The sequence below is a fragment of the Sphaerisporangium sp. NBC_01403 genome (assembly GCF_045040145.1).
Lineage (GTDB): Bacteria > Actinomycetota > Actinomycetes > Streptosporangiales > Streptosporangiaceae > Sphaerisporangium > Sphaerisporangium viridialbum.
This window is the reverse complement of the sequence record NZ_CP109534.1, coordinates 3,951,839-3,965,982: the sequence shown is the minus strand read 5'-3', so window position 1 is coordinate 3,965,982 and position 14,144 is coordinate 3,951,839. Positions and strand designations below refer to the sequence as shown.

Sequence of the window (14,144 nt, the reverse complement as noted above, 5' to 3'; positions counted from 1 at the left end):
ACGTGGGCCGGTCGTCGCGGGTGACGTAGAAGGCTCCGGACGCTATAAATTCCCCGCCAACACGGTGCAATGAATGCCGTCGGACGGCGCCTTTCTTGTTTGCGACATGGGCCGATGGAAATCGCATAGGAATGTCATCGCGGCAGGATTTCGGGAACGACGTCATATCGAAGGCTGGCCGCGAGAATTTCCCGGTGGCCCTACGGCTGCTGCCGCGCCGGCACCGCGAGCACCTTTGGGCGGCGTACGGGTTCGCGCGATTCGTGGACGACATCGGCGACGAGGCAGAGCCGGAAGACCGGCCGCGGCTGCTCGACGCCGTCGAATCCGATCTGCTTCGCCTGTACGCCGGGTCGGCTCCGCGCCTGCCGGCCGTCGGGGCGCTCGCGCGGACCGTCGAGGCGTGCGCGATCCCGGCCGAGCCGTTCCACCGGCTGGTGGAGGCCAACCGGCGCGACCAGACGGTCACCCGTTACGACACCTTCGACGACCTGCTCGGCTACTGCGAGCTCTCGGCGAACCCCGTCGGGCACATCGTGCTGCACGTCTTCGGCGTGGCGGTTCCCCAGCGGCTCGTGCTGTCGGACCGGGTGTGCTCTGCGTTGCAGATCATCGAGCACTGCCAGGACGTCGGTGAGGACTACCGGCGGGGCCGTGTCTACCTACCGGGGAAGGACCTGCGCGAATTCGGCTGCGAGGAGGGCGACCTGGCCGGTCGCGTCACCTCGGCGGGGCTGCGCCGCGTGGTGGCCCTGCAGGTCTCGCGAGCCGCGCGGCTGCTGGACGACGGCCGTCCGCTCGTCGCCTCGCTGACCGGGTACGCCCGCATGGCGGTCGCGGGCTACATCGCGGGAGGCCACGCCACCGTGACCGCGCTGGAGCGGTCCGCTCATGACGTGCTCGGGCGCATCGTCCGCCCCCGCCGTGGCCGATGGCTGGCCGCCTGGCTCCAGGTTCTCACCGCAAGGCAGGTGACCCGGTGACCGCGTCCCACGCGTACCGGCGCTGCGAGCAGATCGTCCGTGTACGGGCGCGCAACTTCTCCTATGGCATCCGGCTGCTGCCCGCCCCCAAGCGCCGGGCGCTCAGCGCCGTGTACGCCTTCGCCCGCCGGATCGACGACATCGGCGACATGGACGGGTCCGCCGACCAGCGGCTGGCCCGCCTGTCCGACGCGCGTGCCGCGCTTCGCGCGGGACATCCCGATCACGACGATCTCGTCATGGTCGCCCTCATCGACGCGGCGCGGCGCTATCCGATCCCGCTCCTCGCCTTCGAGGAGCTGATCGACGGGTGCGTCGCGGACGTGCGCGGTGCGACGTACGAGAGCTTCGACGACCTGCTGGCCTACTGCCGGTGCGTCGCCGGATCGGTCGGGCGCCTTTCACTCGGCGTCTTCGGAGCCCAGGACCGTAGGACCGCGGCGCCGCTGGCCGACGCCCTGGGAGTGGCGCTACAGATCACGAACATCCTTCGCGACGTGCGCGAGGACCGGCTGGCCGGACGCGTCTACCTGCCGTCGGAGGACCTGGAACGGTTCGGATGCACACTGGACGTCGACTCCAGCGGCAGGTTCACCGATCCACCGCACCGTCTCGTCAGGCTCGTCCGGTTCGAGGCCGACCGGGCGCGTGAATGGTACGAGCGGGGGGCGGAGCTGCTGCCCATGCTCGACCGGCGCAGCGCGGCGTGCACCGCGGCGATGGCCGGCATCTACCGGTCCCTGCTCGACCGCATCGCCGCCCGCCCCGTCCAGGCGCTCAGTGTCAGATCGTCGCTGCCCGCGTGGGAGAAGGCCATGGTGGCGGCGCGCGCGCTGGCGGGAGCCGGAAGCTGAGCGGCTCCCCGGCGGCGCCGGTCGCGATCGTGGGCGGCGGGCTCGCGGGCATCGCCGCCGCCGTCGCCCTTGGAGAGGCCGGGTACGCCACGACGCTGTACGAGGCTCGTCCCCGGCTGGGCGGCGCGACCTACTCGTTCGAGCGCGACGGGCTGGTCGTGGACAACGGCCAGCACGTCTTCCTGCGATGCTGCACTGCTTACCGGGGTTTGCTCGACAGGATCGGCGGCGCCGGGCGGGTGTGCCTCCAGGACCGGTTCGACATGCGGGTCCTCACCCCGGCGGGACGGTCGGGACGCCTGCGCCGGTCCGCGCTGCCCGGGCCGTTCCACCTGATGCCCGCTCTCGCGACCTACTCCCTGCTTCGACCGGCCGATCGGCTACGCGCGGTCCGCGCCTCCCTCGCACTGGCCAGGCTGGACCCCGGAGACCCCGCGCTCGACCGGACCGATCTCGGGAGCTGGCTGGCCGCACACGGGCAGCGTGACTCCGCCCGGCGGGCCCTGTGGGAGTTGTTCGCGGTGGCGGCCCTCAACGTCGGCATCGACGAGGCGGCCCTCGGACCGGCGGTGAAGGTGTTCAGAACCGCCCTGCTCGGCCGGGCCGATGCCGGCGACATCGGCATTCCCGCCGCGCCTCTGGGCGACCTGCACGGGACCGCCGCCCAGGCCGCCATCCGGCGATGCGGCGGTGAGGTGCGCTTGTCGGCGAAGGTCACCGCCATCGAGCCGGGCCCGGCGGTCGTCGTGGACGGCATCCGGATCGCGGCCTCCGCCGTCATCGTGGCGATACCCCACGAGCGGGCCGCGAGGCTCGTCCCCCTGGACGCCGCGCCCGACCGGGACCGCTGGAGCGGTCTTGATGCGAGTCCGATCGTCAACGTGCACGCCGTGTACGACCGGCCGGTCACCGATGTGCCGTTCGCGGCCGTCGTGGACTCGCCTGTGCAGTGGGTCTTCGACAAGACCCGCGTCGCGGGGCTGGGCCGGGGTCAGTACCTCGCCGTCTCGGTGTCGGCCGCGGGCCGATGGATCGACATGCCGGCCGAGAAGATCCAGGCCGAGTTCGTCCCCGAGCTCCAGCGGCTGTTTCCCTCCCGGGCACGGCTCACCGACTTCTTCGTCACCAGGGAGCGTCGCGCCACCTTCCGCCAGGGCCCCGGAAGCGGCGCGCTTCGCCCCGCGGCGGCCACCCGGTGGCCCTGCCTGTACCTTGCCGGCGCGTGGACCGACACGGGCTGGCCCGACACCATGGAGGGGGCCGTGCGCAGCGGACTCCACGCGGCCCGCCTGGCCGGGCGGCACCTGCGGCAGGAGGCCGCGCGGACGACCGAGCCGGCGCCGGCCGCGCCGGAGGCCATGCCGGGACAGCTGACATGACCACACTCGACGCCTCCAGGCCCAAGTCGGCGTCCGGCGCCGATCTGGCCCTCGGCGCGGCGTGTGACCACCTGATCGGCCTGCGCTCTCCGCAGGGATGGTGGAAGGGAGAACTGCAGACGAACGTGACGATGGACGCCGAGGACCTGCTCCTGCGCGAGTTCCTCGGCATCCGGGGCCGGCAGGACACCGCCGAGGCGGCCCGCTGGATCCGATCCGAGCAACACGCGGACGGGACCTGGGCCAACTTCCACGGCGGCCCACCCGACCTGTCCACCACCGTCGAGGCCTATACCGCGCTGCGGCTCGCCGGCGACCCGGCCGATGCCCCGCACATGCGCGCCGCCGCAGCGTTCGTCCGGCAGGCCGGCGGCCTCGAGGCGGCACGGGTCTTCACCCGGATCTGGCTGGCCATGTTCGGTCAGTGGCCGTGGGACGAACTTCCCGTCCTCCCCCCGGAGATGATGTTCCTGCCATCGTGGTTCCCACTCAACGTCTACGACTGGGCCTGCTGGGCCCGCCAGACGATCGTCCCGCTCACCGTGGTCAGCGCCCACCGGCCCGTGCGCCCGCTCCCATTCGACCTCGCCGAGCTGCGCACCGGACGAACCATACGCCCGCGTGCAAGCCTTGGGTGGGACGGAGCGTTCCGCGCCCTGGACCGGCTTCTGCACCGCTACGAGCGCAACCCGGTGAAAGTCCCGCGAGACGCGGCGCTCAGGCGCGCCGCCGAGTGGATCGTGGCGCGGCAGGAGGCCGACGGCTCCTGGGGCGGCATCCAGCCGCCATGGGTCTACTCCCTGATAGCGCTCAACCTGTCCGGGTACCATGTCGACCATCCCGTCATGCGCAGGGGAATCCAGGGGCTGGACCGGTTCACGATCCGGGACGACGGAGGCCGCAGGCTGGAGGCCTGCCAGTCACCGGTGTGGGACACCGCGCTGGCGGTCAACGCGCTTCTCGACGCGGGCATCGCCCCCGATCACCCGGCCGTCGCCGAGGCCGCCGACTGGCTGCTCGGCCAGGAGGTCAGGGGGCCGGGCGACTGGGCCGTGCGGCGGCCCTCGCTGCCGCCGGGTGGCTGGGCGTTCGAGTTCGACAACGACGGCTACCCCGACACCGACGACACCGCCGAGGTGATCCTCGCGCTTCGCCGGGCGCACCGCCCCGGCGCGCGGCCGGCGATCGACCGCGCTGTGCGCTGGATGACCGCAATGGCCTCGCGCGACGGCGGTTTCGCCGCCTTCGACGCCGACAACACCCGCGCACTGTGCGCCAAGCTGCCGTTCTGCGATTTCGGCGCGGTCATCGACCCGCCGTCGGCCGACGTCACCGCCCATGTCGTCGAGGCGCTCGCCCACGAACGACCGGCCGGATCGAAGACCCTGCGGCGCGCCGTCGTCTGGCTGCTCAAGGCGCAGGAGGCGAACGGATCGTGGTTCGGCCGCTGGGGCGCCAACCATGTCTACGGCACAGGGGCGGTGGTTCCCGCCCTGGTCGCGGCCGGTGTACGACCGGAGGCGGCCTGCGTACGGCGGGCCGTCGCCTGGCTGCGCGACCAGCAGAACGACGACGGCGGCTGGGGCGAGGACCTGCGTTCCTACACCGACCCCGCCTGGATCGGACGCGGGGAGTCCACGCCGTCGCAAACCTCATGGGCACTGCTGGCCCTGCTCGCCGCCGGGGACCGCTCGGCCGCCGTGGACAGGGGCGTCGGGTGGCTGGTCGAGCACCAGCGCCCGGACGGCAGCTGGGACGAGCCCTATTACACCGGAACCGGATTTCCCGGCGACTTCTACATCAACTACCACCTCTATCGCCTCGTCTTCCCGATCAGCGCCCTCGGCCGTTACGTGCGTGCCCGCGCCGGCGACGCGGCCGGGGCACCGCAGGTGCCGTCGTGACCGGCCTGCTGATCTGCACCGCGCTGGGAATCGAGGCGCGGGCCGTCCAGCGCGGCCTCGCCGCCGCGTGCAAGGAGGTCCAGGTGATGCGTACCGGTCCCGGACCGCGCCGGGCCGCCCGCGCGGCGGCCGATCTGCCGGTGTACGGCGCCCTGGCCGTGGTGGGGTTCGGAGGCGCGCTCGACCCGAGTCTGCGCCCGGGGGACGTGCTGGTGGCGAGCGAGGTGCGCTTCGGGGACCGCGTGTTCGCCTGTGCGTCGGCGCCGCCACTGGCCGAGGAACTGGCGCGCGCCGGCCTGCCCGTTCGAACCGGGCGGCTGCTGACCTGCGACCACGTGGTCACCGGGGTCGAGCGCGCCCGCCTCGCCGCCGGTGGCGCGCATGCCGTGGACATGGAGACCGGGCCGCTGGCGGCCGCCTCCGCCGGTCGCCCGCTGGCGGCGGTACGCGTCATCGTCGACACCCCCGACGCGCCGCTGCTGAGCCTGGCCACCCTACGTGGCGGCACTTCGGCCCGCCGCGCGCTTGGGCGCATCGGCCCGGTCCTCACGCGCTGGGCCGCAGGCATCGATCCCCGCATGGTGCGGGGGATCCGGTTCTCGGACGGGAAGGAAGTGCTGTTATGACGATTCCGGTTCGCCAGAGCCTGCGCGTCGGCGGCTACGTCCTCTACCAGAGGCTACGGCGACGGGCGAAGTTCCCACTGCTGGTCGAGCTCGAACCGCTGTTCGCCTGCAACCTCAAGTGCGCCGGCTGCGGCAAGATCCAGCACCCCGCCGACGTCCTGAGGCAGCGCATGCCCGTGGACCAGGCCGTGGCCGCCATCGAGGAGAGCGGCGCCCCCATGGTGTCGATCGCGGGCGGCGAGCCGCTCATGCACCCGCAGATCGCGGAGATCGTCCGGGAGCTCGTCGCCCGCAAGAAGTACGTCTACCTCTGCACCAACGCCTTGCTGATCCCCAAGAAGATCGACGAATTCACGCCATCACGGTACTTCGCGTGGACGGTGCACATCGACGGGTTGCGCGAGCGCCATGACGCATCCGTGTGCAAGGAAGGCGTGTTCGACGAGGCGGTCGCCGCCGTCCGCGAATGCCGGCGGCGTGGCTTCCGCGTCACCACCAACACCACCTTCTTCAGCACCGACAGCCCGCAGACGGTCATCGACGTGCTCAACTACCTCAACGACGACCTGGCCGTGGACCAGATGATGATCTCTCCCGCGTATGCCTACGAGAAGGCCCCGGATCAGGAGCATTTCCTCGGGGTGCGAGAGATACGCGAGTTGTTCCGCCAAGCCTTCGCCGGTGGGAACCGCCGCAGGTGGCGGTTCAACCACTCTCCCCTCTTCCTCGACTTCCTCGAAGGACGGATCGACTTCCCGTGCACGGCCTGGGCGATCCCGTCGTACTCGATGCTCGGATGGCAACGGCCGTGCTACCTGATGGCCGACGGATACGCCCGGACGTACAAGGAACTGGTCGAGGAGACCGAGTGGGACTCCTATGGTCGCGGGCGCGATCCACGGTGCGCCAACTGTATGGCGCACTGCGGATACGAGCCCACCGCCATCTTCGCCACTCTCGGCTCCCTCAAAGAGTCCTTACGAGCGATACGCGACGGCTGACCCTCACGGAGGCGGGCAGGCAGCTCATCCGAAACGCCGGACGAGGCGGCGGAAGGGCCCCGGCGCGGCACCACGCAGCCGGGCGGGCACGCGCAGCCACCCCGGCACGTACGACTCGGCCCGCTCGTGCCGGATCGCAGCGACGATCGCGCGCGCCACTCGCTCCGGTGGGATGGGCGCGGGCCGGCGACGACCGTAGGGGGCGCCGCGCCGATCGAAGAAGGGCGTGTCCACCACACCCGGCAGCACCACCGACACGCCGATCCCGGGAGAACCGCGGAGCTCGTGGCGGAGCGCCTCGGCGAAGACGAGAAGTCCCGCCTTGGTCGCCGAGTACACCGCCTCGTGCGCCACCCCGACCGCGCCGGCGATCGAGGCCACGAAGACGATGTGTCCCCGGCCCGACTCGACCATGCCGGGAACAAGCAGACCGGTGAGCCGGATCGGGGCCGTCAGGTTTACTCCCACCAGCCGGTCGAGCGCGTCGTGCGGCATCCGCGCGAAGGGCCCGGCCCAGCCGACCCCGGCGTTGTTGATCAATACATCCACGGGTCCCGCACGCTCGGCGAGCAGATGGGCATCCGTCACCAGGTCGCATGCGACGGCGACTCCGCCGGTCTCGGCGGCGACACGCTCCAAGCGCGTCCGGTCGCGTCCCGTCAGAACCAGCCGCGCACCGGTTCTGGCCACGGTCCGCGCGGTCGCCGCGCCCACGCCCGAAGAAGCACCCGTGATCAACACGCTCGCACCGGAAAGTCTCATGAGGTGCCGAGCCCCTTGACGTGCGACCATCCGCTTCCGCGGAAGACACCGGCCCCCACGGCAGCGGCGCTCCCCCCGCACTCTCTGCCGGATATAGCGCTTTTCATAGTCGGCTTACTTTCCACCTTCGTCGGTTCTCATGTCCAGGTCGTATATCCCGCCCATACCACCGTCAGAAGATTACGGAACTCAGAGCGACTTGATAGATCTGGCGGGTATGCCGGAAATAGGAATTTCCGGAATCGGGCGGCCAGGCGAACGACGATCGTTCTGCGTGCCTCTCTGCGCACCCGAGGCTGAAGGGAGCCGACACGTGGCAACCCAAGATGGACGTCGTGTCGTGGTGATCACCGGAGCCAGCGCGGGCATCGGCCGGGCCGCCGCACGCCGTTTCGCGGGACTGGGGGACGCCGTGGCCTTGCTGGCCCGTGGTGCCGACGGTCTGGAAGGCGCGGTACGCGATGTACGCCAGGCGGGTGGGGAGGCGCTGGCCATCGAGGTCGACACCGCCGATCATGAGCAGGTGGACGCCGCGGCCGGCCGGGTCGAGAACGAGCTCGGCCCGATCGACGTGTGGGTGAACGTCGCCTTCGCCTCGGTTTTCGCGCCCTTCATGAAGATCACACCGGACGAGTTCCGCCGCGCGACCGAGGTGACCTACCTCGGCTTCGTGAACGGCACGCGAGCCGCGCTGAGCAGGATGATTCCTCGCGATCACGGCGTCGTGGTGCAGGTCGGCTCGGCACTGGCCTACCGGGGGATCCCCCTGCAGAGCGCCTACTGCGGAGCCAAGCACGCCATCCAGGGGTTCAACGAGTCCGTGCGCTGCGAGCTGCTCCACGACAAGAGCAAGGTGCGGGTCACCATGGTGCAGATGCCGGCGGTCAACACCCCGCAGTTCGACTGGGTGTTGTCGCGTCTGCCCGGCCATCCTCAGCCTGTTCCTCCGATCTACCAGCCCGAGATCCCCGCCGACGCGGTCGTCTACGCGGCGGACCACCCGCGGCGGCGTGAGTACTGGGTGGGCGGCTCGACCGCGGCGACACTCCTTGCCAACGCGGTGGCGCCCGGCATCCTCGACCGGTATCTGGCCTGGACCGGATACCGCTCTCAGCAGACCAAGGATGTGACGCATCGAGACCCTCCCAACCTGTGGCGGCCGGCCGACGCCGAGCCGGGTACCGACGAGGGAGCTCACGGCTCCTTCGATGACAGAGCCAAGTCCCGAAGCATCCAGCTCTGGGCCTCCCAGCACCACGGACTGCTCACCGCGGTGTCGACGACCCTCGCGACGGGACTGGGCGCCCTTGCCTGGGCCCATCGGCTCAAGGCGACCAGGACGACGCGGCATCGGCCAGCTGCTGATCATTCTCGCGGGCGGACCCAGGCGGTGCGGGCGATCGAGGCCGGTCGCGCGGCGTGGGGGCTGGCACTGCTCACGATGCCCTCGCGGGTGGTCCGTGTCCTCGGGGGAAGGCGGGACCGCACCACGGAGGTCGTCGCCCGCCTGCTGGGAGCCCGGCAGTTGGGCCAGGCGGCCTGGTCAGGCCTTCGTCCCAGCAGGCCAGTGCTCGCCGGCGGCGCCGTGATCGACCTGGTGCACGCGGGCACCGCCCTGGCGCTCGGGGTCGTGGACGACCGGTGGCGGCACGTCGCCCTGGCCGACGCGGGTGTCGCCCTCGGCTGGAGCCTGACCGGATTGCGCGACAGCGCCAAGCCAGGCGGCGACGCGCCATCCTCGGCGTACAAACCGGGCGAGCCGCATGTGGCCCGGTTGCGCTCGAACCAGCGCAGCGCCCGCACCTGCTCTCCGCTGTGACAGGCGGCGAGTGCGGCGACCAGCCCGCGTGGTCGCGGTAGGAAGCGGGCCGGGGCATGGCTTCCCGGTCCGATCCGCTTCGGTCAGTCGCTCTGTCCAGCCGCCGTGGTCGTGGCCCGTTGGCCGGCTTCGTGGTCGTCGATGGCTCGGTCACGTCCGGGGCGTACAGGTCGGCGTTGGTGTCCTTGCCGATCAGGCTGGCACGGATGCGTTCGGCGATGTCCCGCGGGCTGGCGATGGGTGCCCACAGTCATTTCCAGGCCTGTGGGGTCGTTGTGGGCTCTTTGGTCGCGACCGGGAGGGGTGCGCTGTGCTGGTTACGGCCGGCTCGGCAGGCGTCAGCCGCTGCGGAAAGTCAGGGCGTCGGCGGCCAGTCCACCCCTCTGATGCCCCTGAAGGCCGGCAAGGGGTGATGATGGCGGTTATGGCGTTGTCGACGGCGTTCACGGAGTTGTTCGGTGTGCAGCACCCGATTGCGCTGGCGCCGATGGGCGGGTCGGCCGGTGGTGCGCTGGCGGCGGCCGTCTCTCGTGGCGGAGGGCTCGGGTTGCTGGGCGCAGGGAACGGGGATCGTGACTGGCTGGCCCGCGAGTTGCCGATCGTCGCGGAGGGTACCGGGAAGCCGTGGGGTGTCGGTTTCCTGACCTGGGCAATAGATGTCGGCGCGGTCGAGCGTGCGCTGGAGCACAACCCTAGGGCGGTGATGTTGTCTTTTGGTGATCCGAGCCCGTTCGCCGGCCGCATACGCGAAGCCGGTGCGGCGCTGATCATTCAGGTCACCGACCTGGACGAGGCCAGGCACGCAGTGGACCTGGGCGCCGATGTCATCGTGGCGCAAGGCACAGAAAGCGGTGGGCATGGGGCCCGGCACGGGCGATCCACCTTGCCGTTCGTGCCCGTCGTGGTGGATCTGGCGGCACCGGTGCCGGTGTTGGCGGCCGGCGGGATCGCCGATGGTCGCGGCGTGGCCGCGGCCCTGGCTCTTGGCGCCGCTGGGGCACTCATCGGCACCCGCTTCCGAGTCACGACCGAGGCTCTTGCCGACCCCTCGATCACCAAGACGATCATCGAGGGAGGCGGGGAGGACACCGAGCGCAGCAGCGTGCTGGATATCGCCCGAGGCTCCCGTTGGCCGTCGAAATACACCGCCCGCACTCTCGGCCACCCCTACCTTGACCAATGGCGGGGCCGGGAAGCCGAACTCGCCGCCGACCCCCAGGCCAAGCAGGCCTATCGCGATGCCGTGGCAGGAGGCGATGTGCCTCCGCTGCCGGTGTGGGCCAGCGAGGCCATCGACCTCATCAACGACCTGCCATCCGCAGCCGATCTTGTCACCACCCTGGCCGTGCAGGCTGAGGAAGCGCTAGCCCGAGCGGGAAGACGTTGACGGGAACGGTCCGCCCAGGCCAGCCAGGGCCGGGCCTGGCCGTACTTGGGGTGCCGGTGTGGACCCAGCGCCGTCGCGGTCCGGTCCGAGCTGGCGCGAGTTCTTGACTTCGATTCTGGCAGTGGATTTCTTCCAGATGGAGACGCCTGTTCCTGCGCCGGCTCTATGTACTGTTCTTCATCGAACACGGCACCCGTCACGTGCATCTGGCTGGCGTTACCGAGCATCCGACGGGCGAATGGGCCGCACAGCAGGCCCGAAACCCGCTCCTCGATCTAGGCCGGCGCGTACAGCAGCTGAGGTTTCTCATCCGGGATCGGGATGCCAGGTTCACGGCGGTGTTCGATGCGGTGTTCGCTTCGGTGGGTGTCCGGGTCAGACGGCAGAGTTGATCCGGCTCCACCCGGCAACGTTCGCGTCCTACGGCGAGATCGACTCGGTGGACTCATCCACGAATACACCCAGGTCGCATGAGGTGACACGGTTTCCGGCACCCACACCATGCTGAGATCTCGAGTGGCCCTATTCGCTCAGAACCGTTCCGTGATCGATCCGGCACTCTGAGTTTCTTCGGCGACGGCCGGGGGTCGGGCACGGCGGTTCGTCTCCACGGTCGTACCCGACAACGCTGCGCTCTTGGACAGACCTCCGCTGTGGCATGAAATTCGGGCTGACGCGAAGCGGCGAGATGCCGGGGCACCGCCCAGCGCCGACCCGGGCGGGACGCCGACGAAGGTCCCGGCGTCTTCCCGCGCAGCCCGCCATTACAGGTACTGGCCCGCCTCGGGGCTGTCTGTCTTCGACACCCGCACCGACACCACGTTGGCCAGGTTGATGACCACGCCGTTCACTTCGGTCTCACGGGCATATCTCGCCCGGGTCAGCACCAGGCTGTGCCGCTCGTCCAGAGCATGAGCGATCGCCTCCACCGCCTCGGGCTCCCCCTCGAAATCCCTGCTTATCACGGAGACGTCTTCACCGCCCACCGGGTGAAATCGGATGATCAGTACGACGTTGTCAGGCACGGTCGGCTCCTTTCGCCAGAATCCGCAAGGAGTACCTTGCCCAGCATCGAACGCCGTGGGCATGGGGCCCTCCACATCCGCGCCTGCCGCGCTGCGGATCCGGACACTCTCAAGTACCTCGTCGGCGCCGTCGTGAACTCCGTTGTGGCGTGGAGTTCATCTTGTTTCAGCAGGTGGAATGCGAGCGGGCCCTTCTACCTGAGGGCGCCCCGCGCTCACCCTTGCGTGAACGTACGGGCTCGCATCTTCTTTACCGGCAACGTCTACTCCGGTGGCGCATTCTTCGTTTGTGTGACTTACCTTAAACGAAAAGTGTCTTTCGGCCGGGTATCTGCTCCGGCGCGGCGCTCCTTGGCCGGGAGCAGCGGCACCCTCGTGATGCTCCCAACCATACCGGTACCCAGATGATCGAGGTCCTCACCGGCGCCCGCCACCTGCCGCGAAACGGGCGCCGCTCCTGTGGAGCGGGCAGGGCACGGGGCCGCCCGTCATCCCGCAACGTCTCGGCCTGGCGCCTATCGGCCGCGCCCACCGCCCTCACCGTGCTGGCCGAGGCTTCCTCACCAAGCTTGTCGGGGTCTCACCCGCGTCCGCGTAGCGGAGTCCCTGACGGTGCGGTTTCGCCGCATCGCCCGCCCCGTATCGAGCACCCATATGCCTGGGCACACCGTCGGTTTCCCGCCCAGGTCGCCGTCGAGGCCCCCTGCCCGAGTACGCGATCCGCGCGCGCATCGTGACACCCGTGCCCTGCGTCGCCTGTAGGAGGACCCCGGGCCTGTGGCGTACATCACATCTCCGTTGGATCGAGAACCTGGCCGCAGCTTGCGGGAGACAGCAGGGTGACCGACCGACCTCACTAAGGAGGGCCGTTGACCATTGAGACGGCCGAACTCGACGACGCTGAGCTGATCAGGCGATCCGCCGACGACCCGGAGCAGTTCGCCGCGCTGTTCGACCGCTACGCCCGGCAGATCCACCTGTACGCCGCGCGGCGGATCGGCACGCAGGCCGCCGACGACATTGTGGCCGAGACATTCCTGGCCGCGTTCCGGCGGCGCGGCTCGTACGACCCGTCGTTCCCGCTGGCGCGCCCCTGGCTGTACGGCATCGCCACCACGCTCATCGCCCGGCACCGGCGCCAGGAGGAGCGGATGCTGCGGGCGCTCGGCCGTACCGGCGTGGATCCGCTGCCGGAGCCGGTGGCCGACACCGTGGTCAGCAGGGTCGCGGCGCGGGACAAGGAGCGCGAGCTGGCGGCGGCGCTGGCGTCACTGTCACGCGGCGACCGTGACGTGCTGCTGCTGGTGGCGTGGGAGGACCTCAGCTACGAGGAGGTCGCGCAGGCGCTCGGCATTCCGATGGGGACCGTGCGGTCGAGGCTGCACCGGGCCAGGAAGAAGGCGCGGGCCGCGCTGGCAGACGAGGAGGAGCTGTGATGAGCACGATCAAGGACTTCCGGCGGGACACCCCGCCGATGACGGCGCAGGTGGAGAGCGCCGCCCGGGCGCGGCTGCTGGCGGCGGCGCGGGAGCCCGCGCCGCGCCGCGAGCCCCGCCGCGGGCCGCGGTTCGGCTGGCGGATCGCGGTCGCGGCCGCATTGGCGGTGGCCGTCGGCGCCGGTGTGGGCGTGGCACGCGACCAGCCCCGCGTGGTCCCGGTGGCGAGTGTGCGGGAGCTGGGCGAGCGGGCCGCGCAGGCCGCCTACGACGACCGCGGGCAGGTGCCGAACCCCGGTCAGTGGCTGTACATCAGGGAGCTCCAGGCGCCGCAGTCCAAGGACGGGTCCTACGGTGTGGACGTGTCCGGTCGCGTCGTCTGGGAGCAGTGGACCAGCGTGGACGGCAAGCAGGTGGCGGCCCTGTACCCCAACGGAAAGCTGCTCGTGCAGGGCAACCATCCGGGGCTCGGCGCGGCCGATCTGGCCCAGCAGCCGGTCACCCCGGAGGGGGTGCTCGCGAAGATCCGCCAGAAGCTGGAGGACATGCACATGGTTTGGGGGGGAGCCGAGCCGCCTCCCTCGATGGATGAGCAGCTCTTCCAGGCTGTCTACCAGCTTATGGGCACCCAGGTGCTTCCGCCGGAGGTGCGGGCGGCGCTGTTTCGCGGCCTGGCCACGATTCCCGGCGTGAGTTTCACCGAGGACGTCGCGGACGCCGAGGGCAGGCGGGGGGTCGCGTTCAGCCACGCCGGCTGGTCGGCCCGCTACGACCTCATCCTGGACCCCGTCGACTTCCGCTTCCTCGGCACGTACGGCGTCCAGACCAGAGAGTACAGCGACCCCCCGATCAAGGCGGGTACGCCGCTCACACTGACGGCCCGGCTGGAGACCAAGGTGGTGGACGGCCCCGGGCAGAAATGAATCTCCACCGGTAGTGCCAGGCGAGGGAGCGGCAGGTCCGTCGGC

The 14,144-nt window shown here is 70.5% G+C and carries 12 protein-coding genes; 10 read left to right on the top strand and 2 right to left on the bottom strand.

Going from position 1 to position 14,144, the window contains the following annotated elements:
- The first annotated feature begins 131 nt into the window (after positions 1-131).
- The 6 genes from hpnC to hpnH are packed head-to-tail and all read left to right on the top strand — an operon-like array spanning position 132 to position 6,747.
- Positions 132-983: a squalene synthase HpnC gene (gene hpnC, locus OG589_RS18050; protein ID WP_405150515.1), complete on the top strand. Its 852-nt coding sequence runs from the start codon at positions 132-134 to the stop codon at positions 981-983.
- The gene (gene hpnD, locus OG589_RS18045) at positions 980-1,837 is read left to right on the top strand and encodes a presqualene diphosphate synthase HpnD (RefSeq protein WP_405150514.1); all 858 of its coding nucleotides are present in this window, start codon (positions 980-982) and stop codon (positions 1,835-1,837) included. Before hpnC ends, hpnD begins: the two co-directional genes overlap by 4 nt.
- Positions 1,786-3,216: a hydroxysqualene dehydroxylase HpnE gene (hpnE, locus tag OG589_RS18040; RefSeq protein ID WP_405150512.1), complete on the top strand. Its 1,431-nt coding sequence runs from the start codon at positions 1,786-1,788 to the stop codon at positions 3,214-3,216. The genes hpnD and hpnE overlap by 52 nt, the downstream gene beginning before the upstream one ends.
- Positions 3,213-5,120: a squalene--hopene cyclase gene (shc, locus tag OG589_RS18035; protein WP_405150510.1), complete on the top strand. Its 1,908-nt coding sequence runs from the start codon at positions 3,213-3,215 to the stop codon at positions 5,118-5,120. The genes hpnE and shc overlap by 4 nt, the downstream gene beginning before the upstream one ends.
- Positions 5,117-5,746 carry a hypothetical protein gene (locus tag OG589_RS18030; protein ID WP_405150508.1) on the top strand — a complete coding sequence of 210 codons (630 nt, stop codon included), beginning with the start codon at positions 5,117-5,119 and terminating at the stop codon, positions 5,744-5,746. Before shc ends, OG589_RS18030 begins: the two co-directional genes overlap by 4 nt.
- The gene (gene hpnH, locus OG589_RS18025; protein ID WP_405150507.1) at positions 5,743-6,747 is read left to right on the top strand and encodes an adenosyl-hopene transferase HpnH; all 1,005 of its coding nucleotides are present in this window, start codon (positions 5,743-5,745) and stop codon (positions 6,745-6,747) included. Before OG589_RS18030 ends, hpnH begins: the two co-directional genes overlap by 4 nt.
- Positions 6,748-6,771: 24 nt before the next feature.
- Here the strand turns inward: hpnH and OG589_RS18020 are convergent, their stop codons facing one another.
- Positions 6,772-7,509: an SDR family NAD(P)-dependent oxidoreductase gene (locus OG589_RS18020; protein ID WP_405150505.1), complete on the bottom strand. Its 738-nt coding sequence runs from the start codon at positions 7,507-7,509 to the stop codon at positions 6,772-6,774.
- A gap of 313 nt (positions 7,510-7,822) precedes the next feature.
- Between OG589_RS18020 and OG589_RS18015 the strand changes: the two genes are divergently transcribed.
- Entirely contained in the window at positions 7,823-9,328 is a 1,506-nt protein-coding gene (locus OG589_RS18015) for an SDR family oxidoreductase (protein ID WP_405150504.1), read from the top strand.
- Between the two features lie 424 nt (positions 9,329-9,752).
- Positions 9,753-10,715, top strand: a complete 963-nt coding sequence (locus OG589_RS18010) for an NAD(P)H-dependent flavin oxidoreductase (RefSeq protein WP_405150503.1) — start codon at positions 9,753-9,755, stop codon at positions 10,713-10,715.
- 764 nt (positions 10,716-11,479) lie between these two features.
- Here the strand turns inward: OG589_RS18010 and OG589_RS18005 are convergent.
- Positions 11,480-11,740 (bottom strand): hypothetical protein, encoded by a 261-nt coding sequence (locus tag OG589_RS18005; protein ID WP_405150501.1) that lies wholly within the window; start codon positions 11,738-11,740, stop codon positions 11,480-11,482.
- A gap of 869 nt (positions 11,741-12,609) precedes the next feature.
- Here OG589_RS18005 and OG589_RS18000 point away from each other — a divergent pair.
- Entirely contained in the window at positions 12,610-13,176 is a 567-nt protein-coding gene (locus tag OG589_RS18000) for an RNA polymerase sigma factor (protein ID WP_405150500.1), read from the top strand.
- On the top strand, positions 13,176-14,099 hold the full coding sequence (locus OG589_RS17995; protein ID WP_405150498.1) for a CU044_5270 family protein: 924 nt from the start codon (positions 13,176-13,178) through the stop codon (positions 14,097-14,099). The genes OG589_RS18000 and OG589_RS17995 overlap by 1 nt, the downstream gene beginning before the upstream one ends.
- Positions 14,100-14,144: the final 45 nt, after the last annotated feature.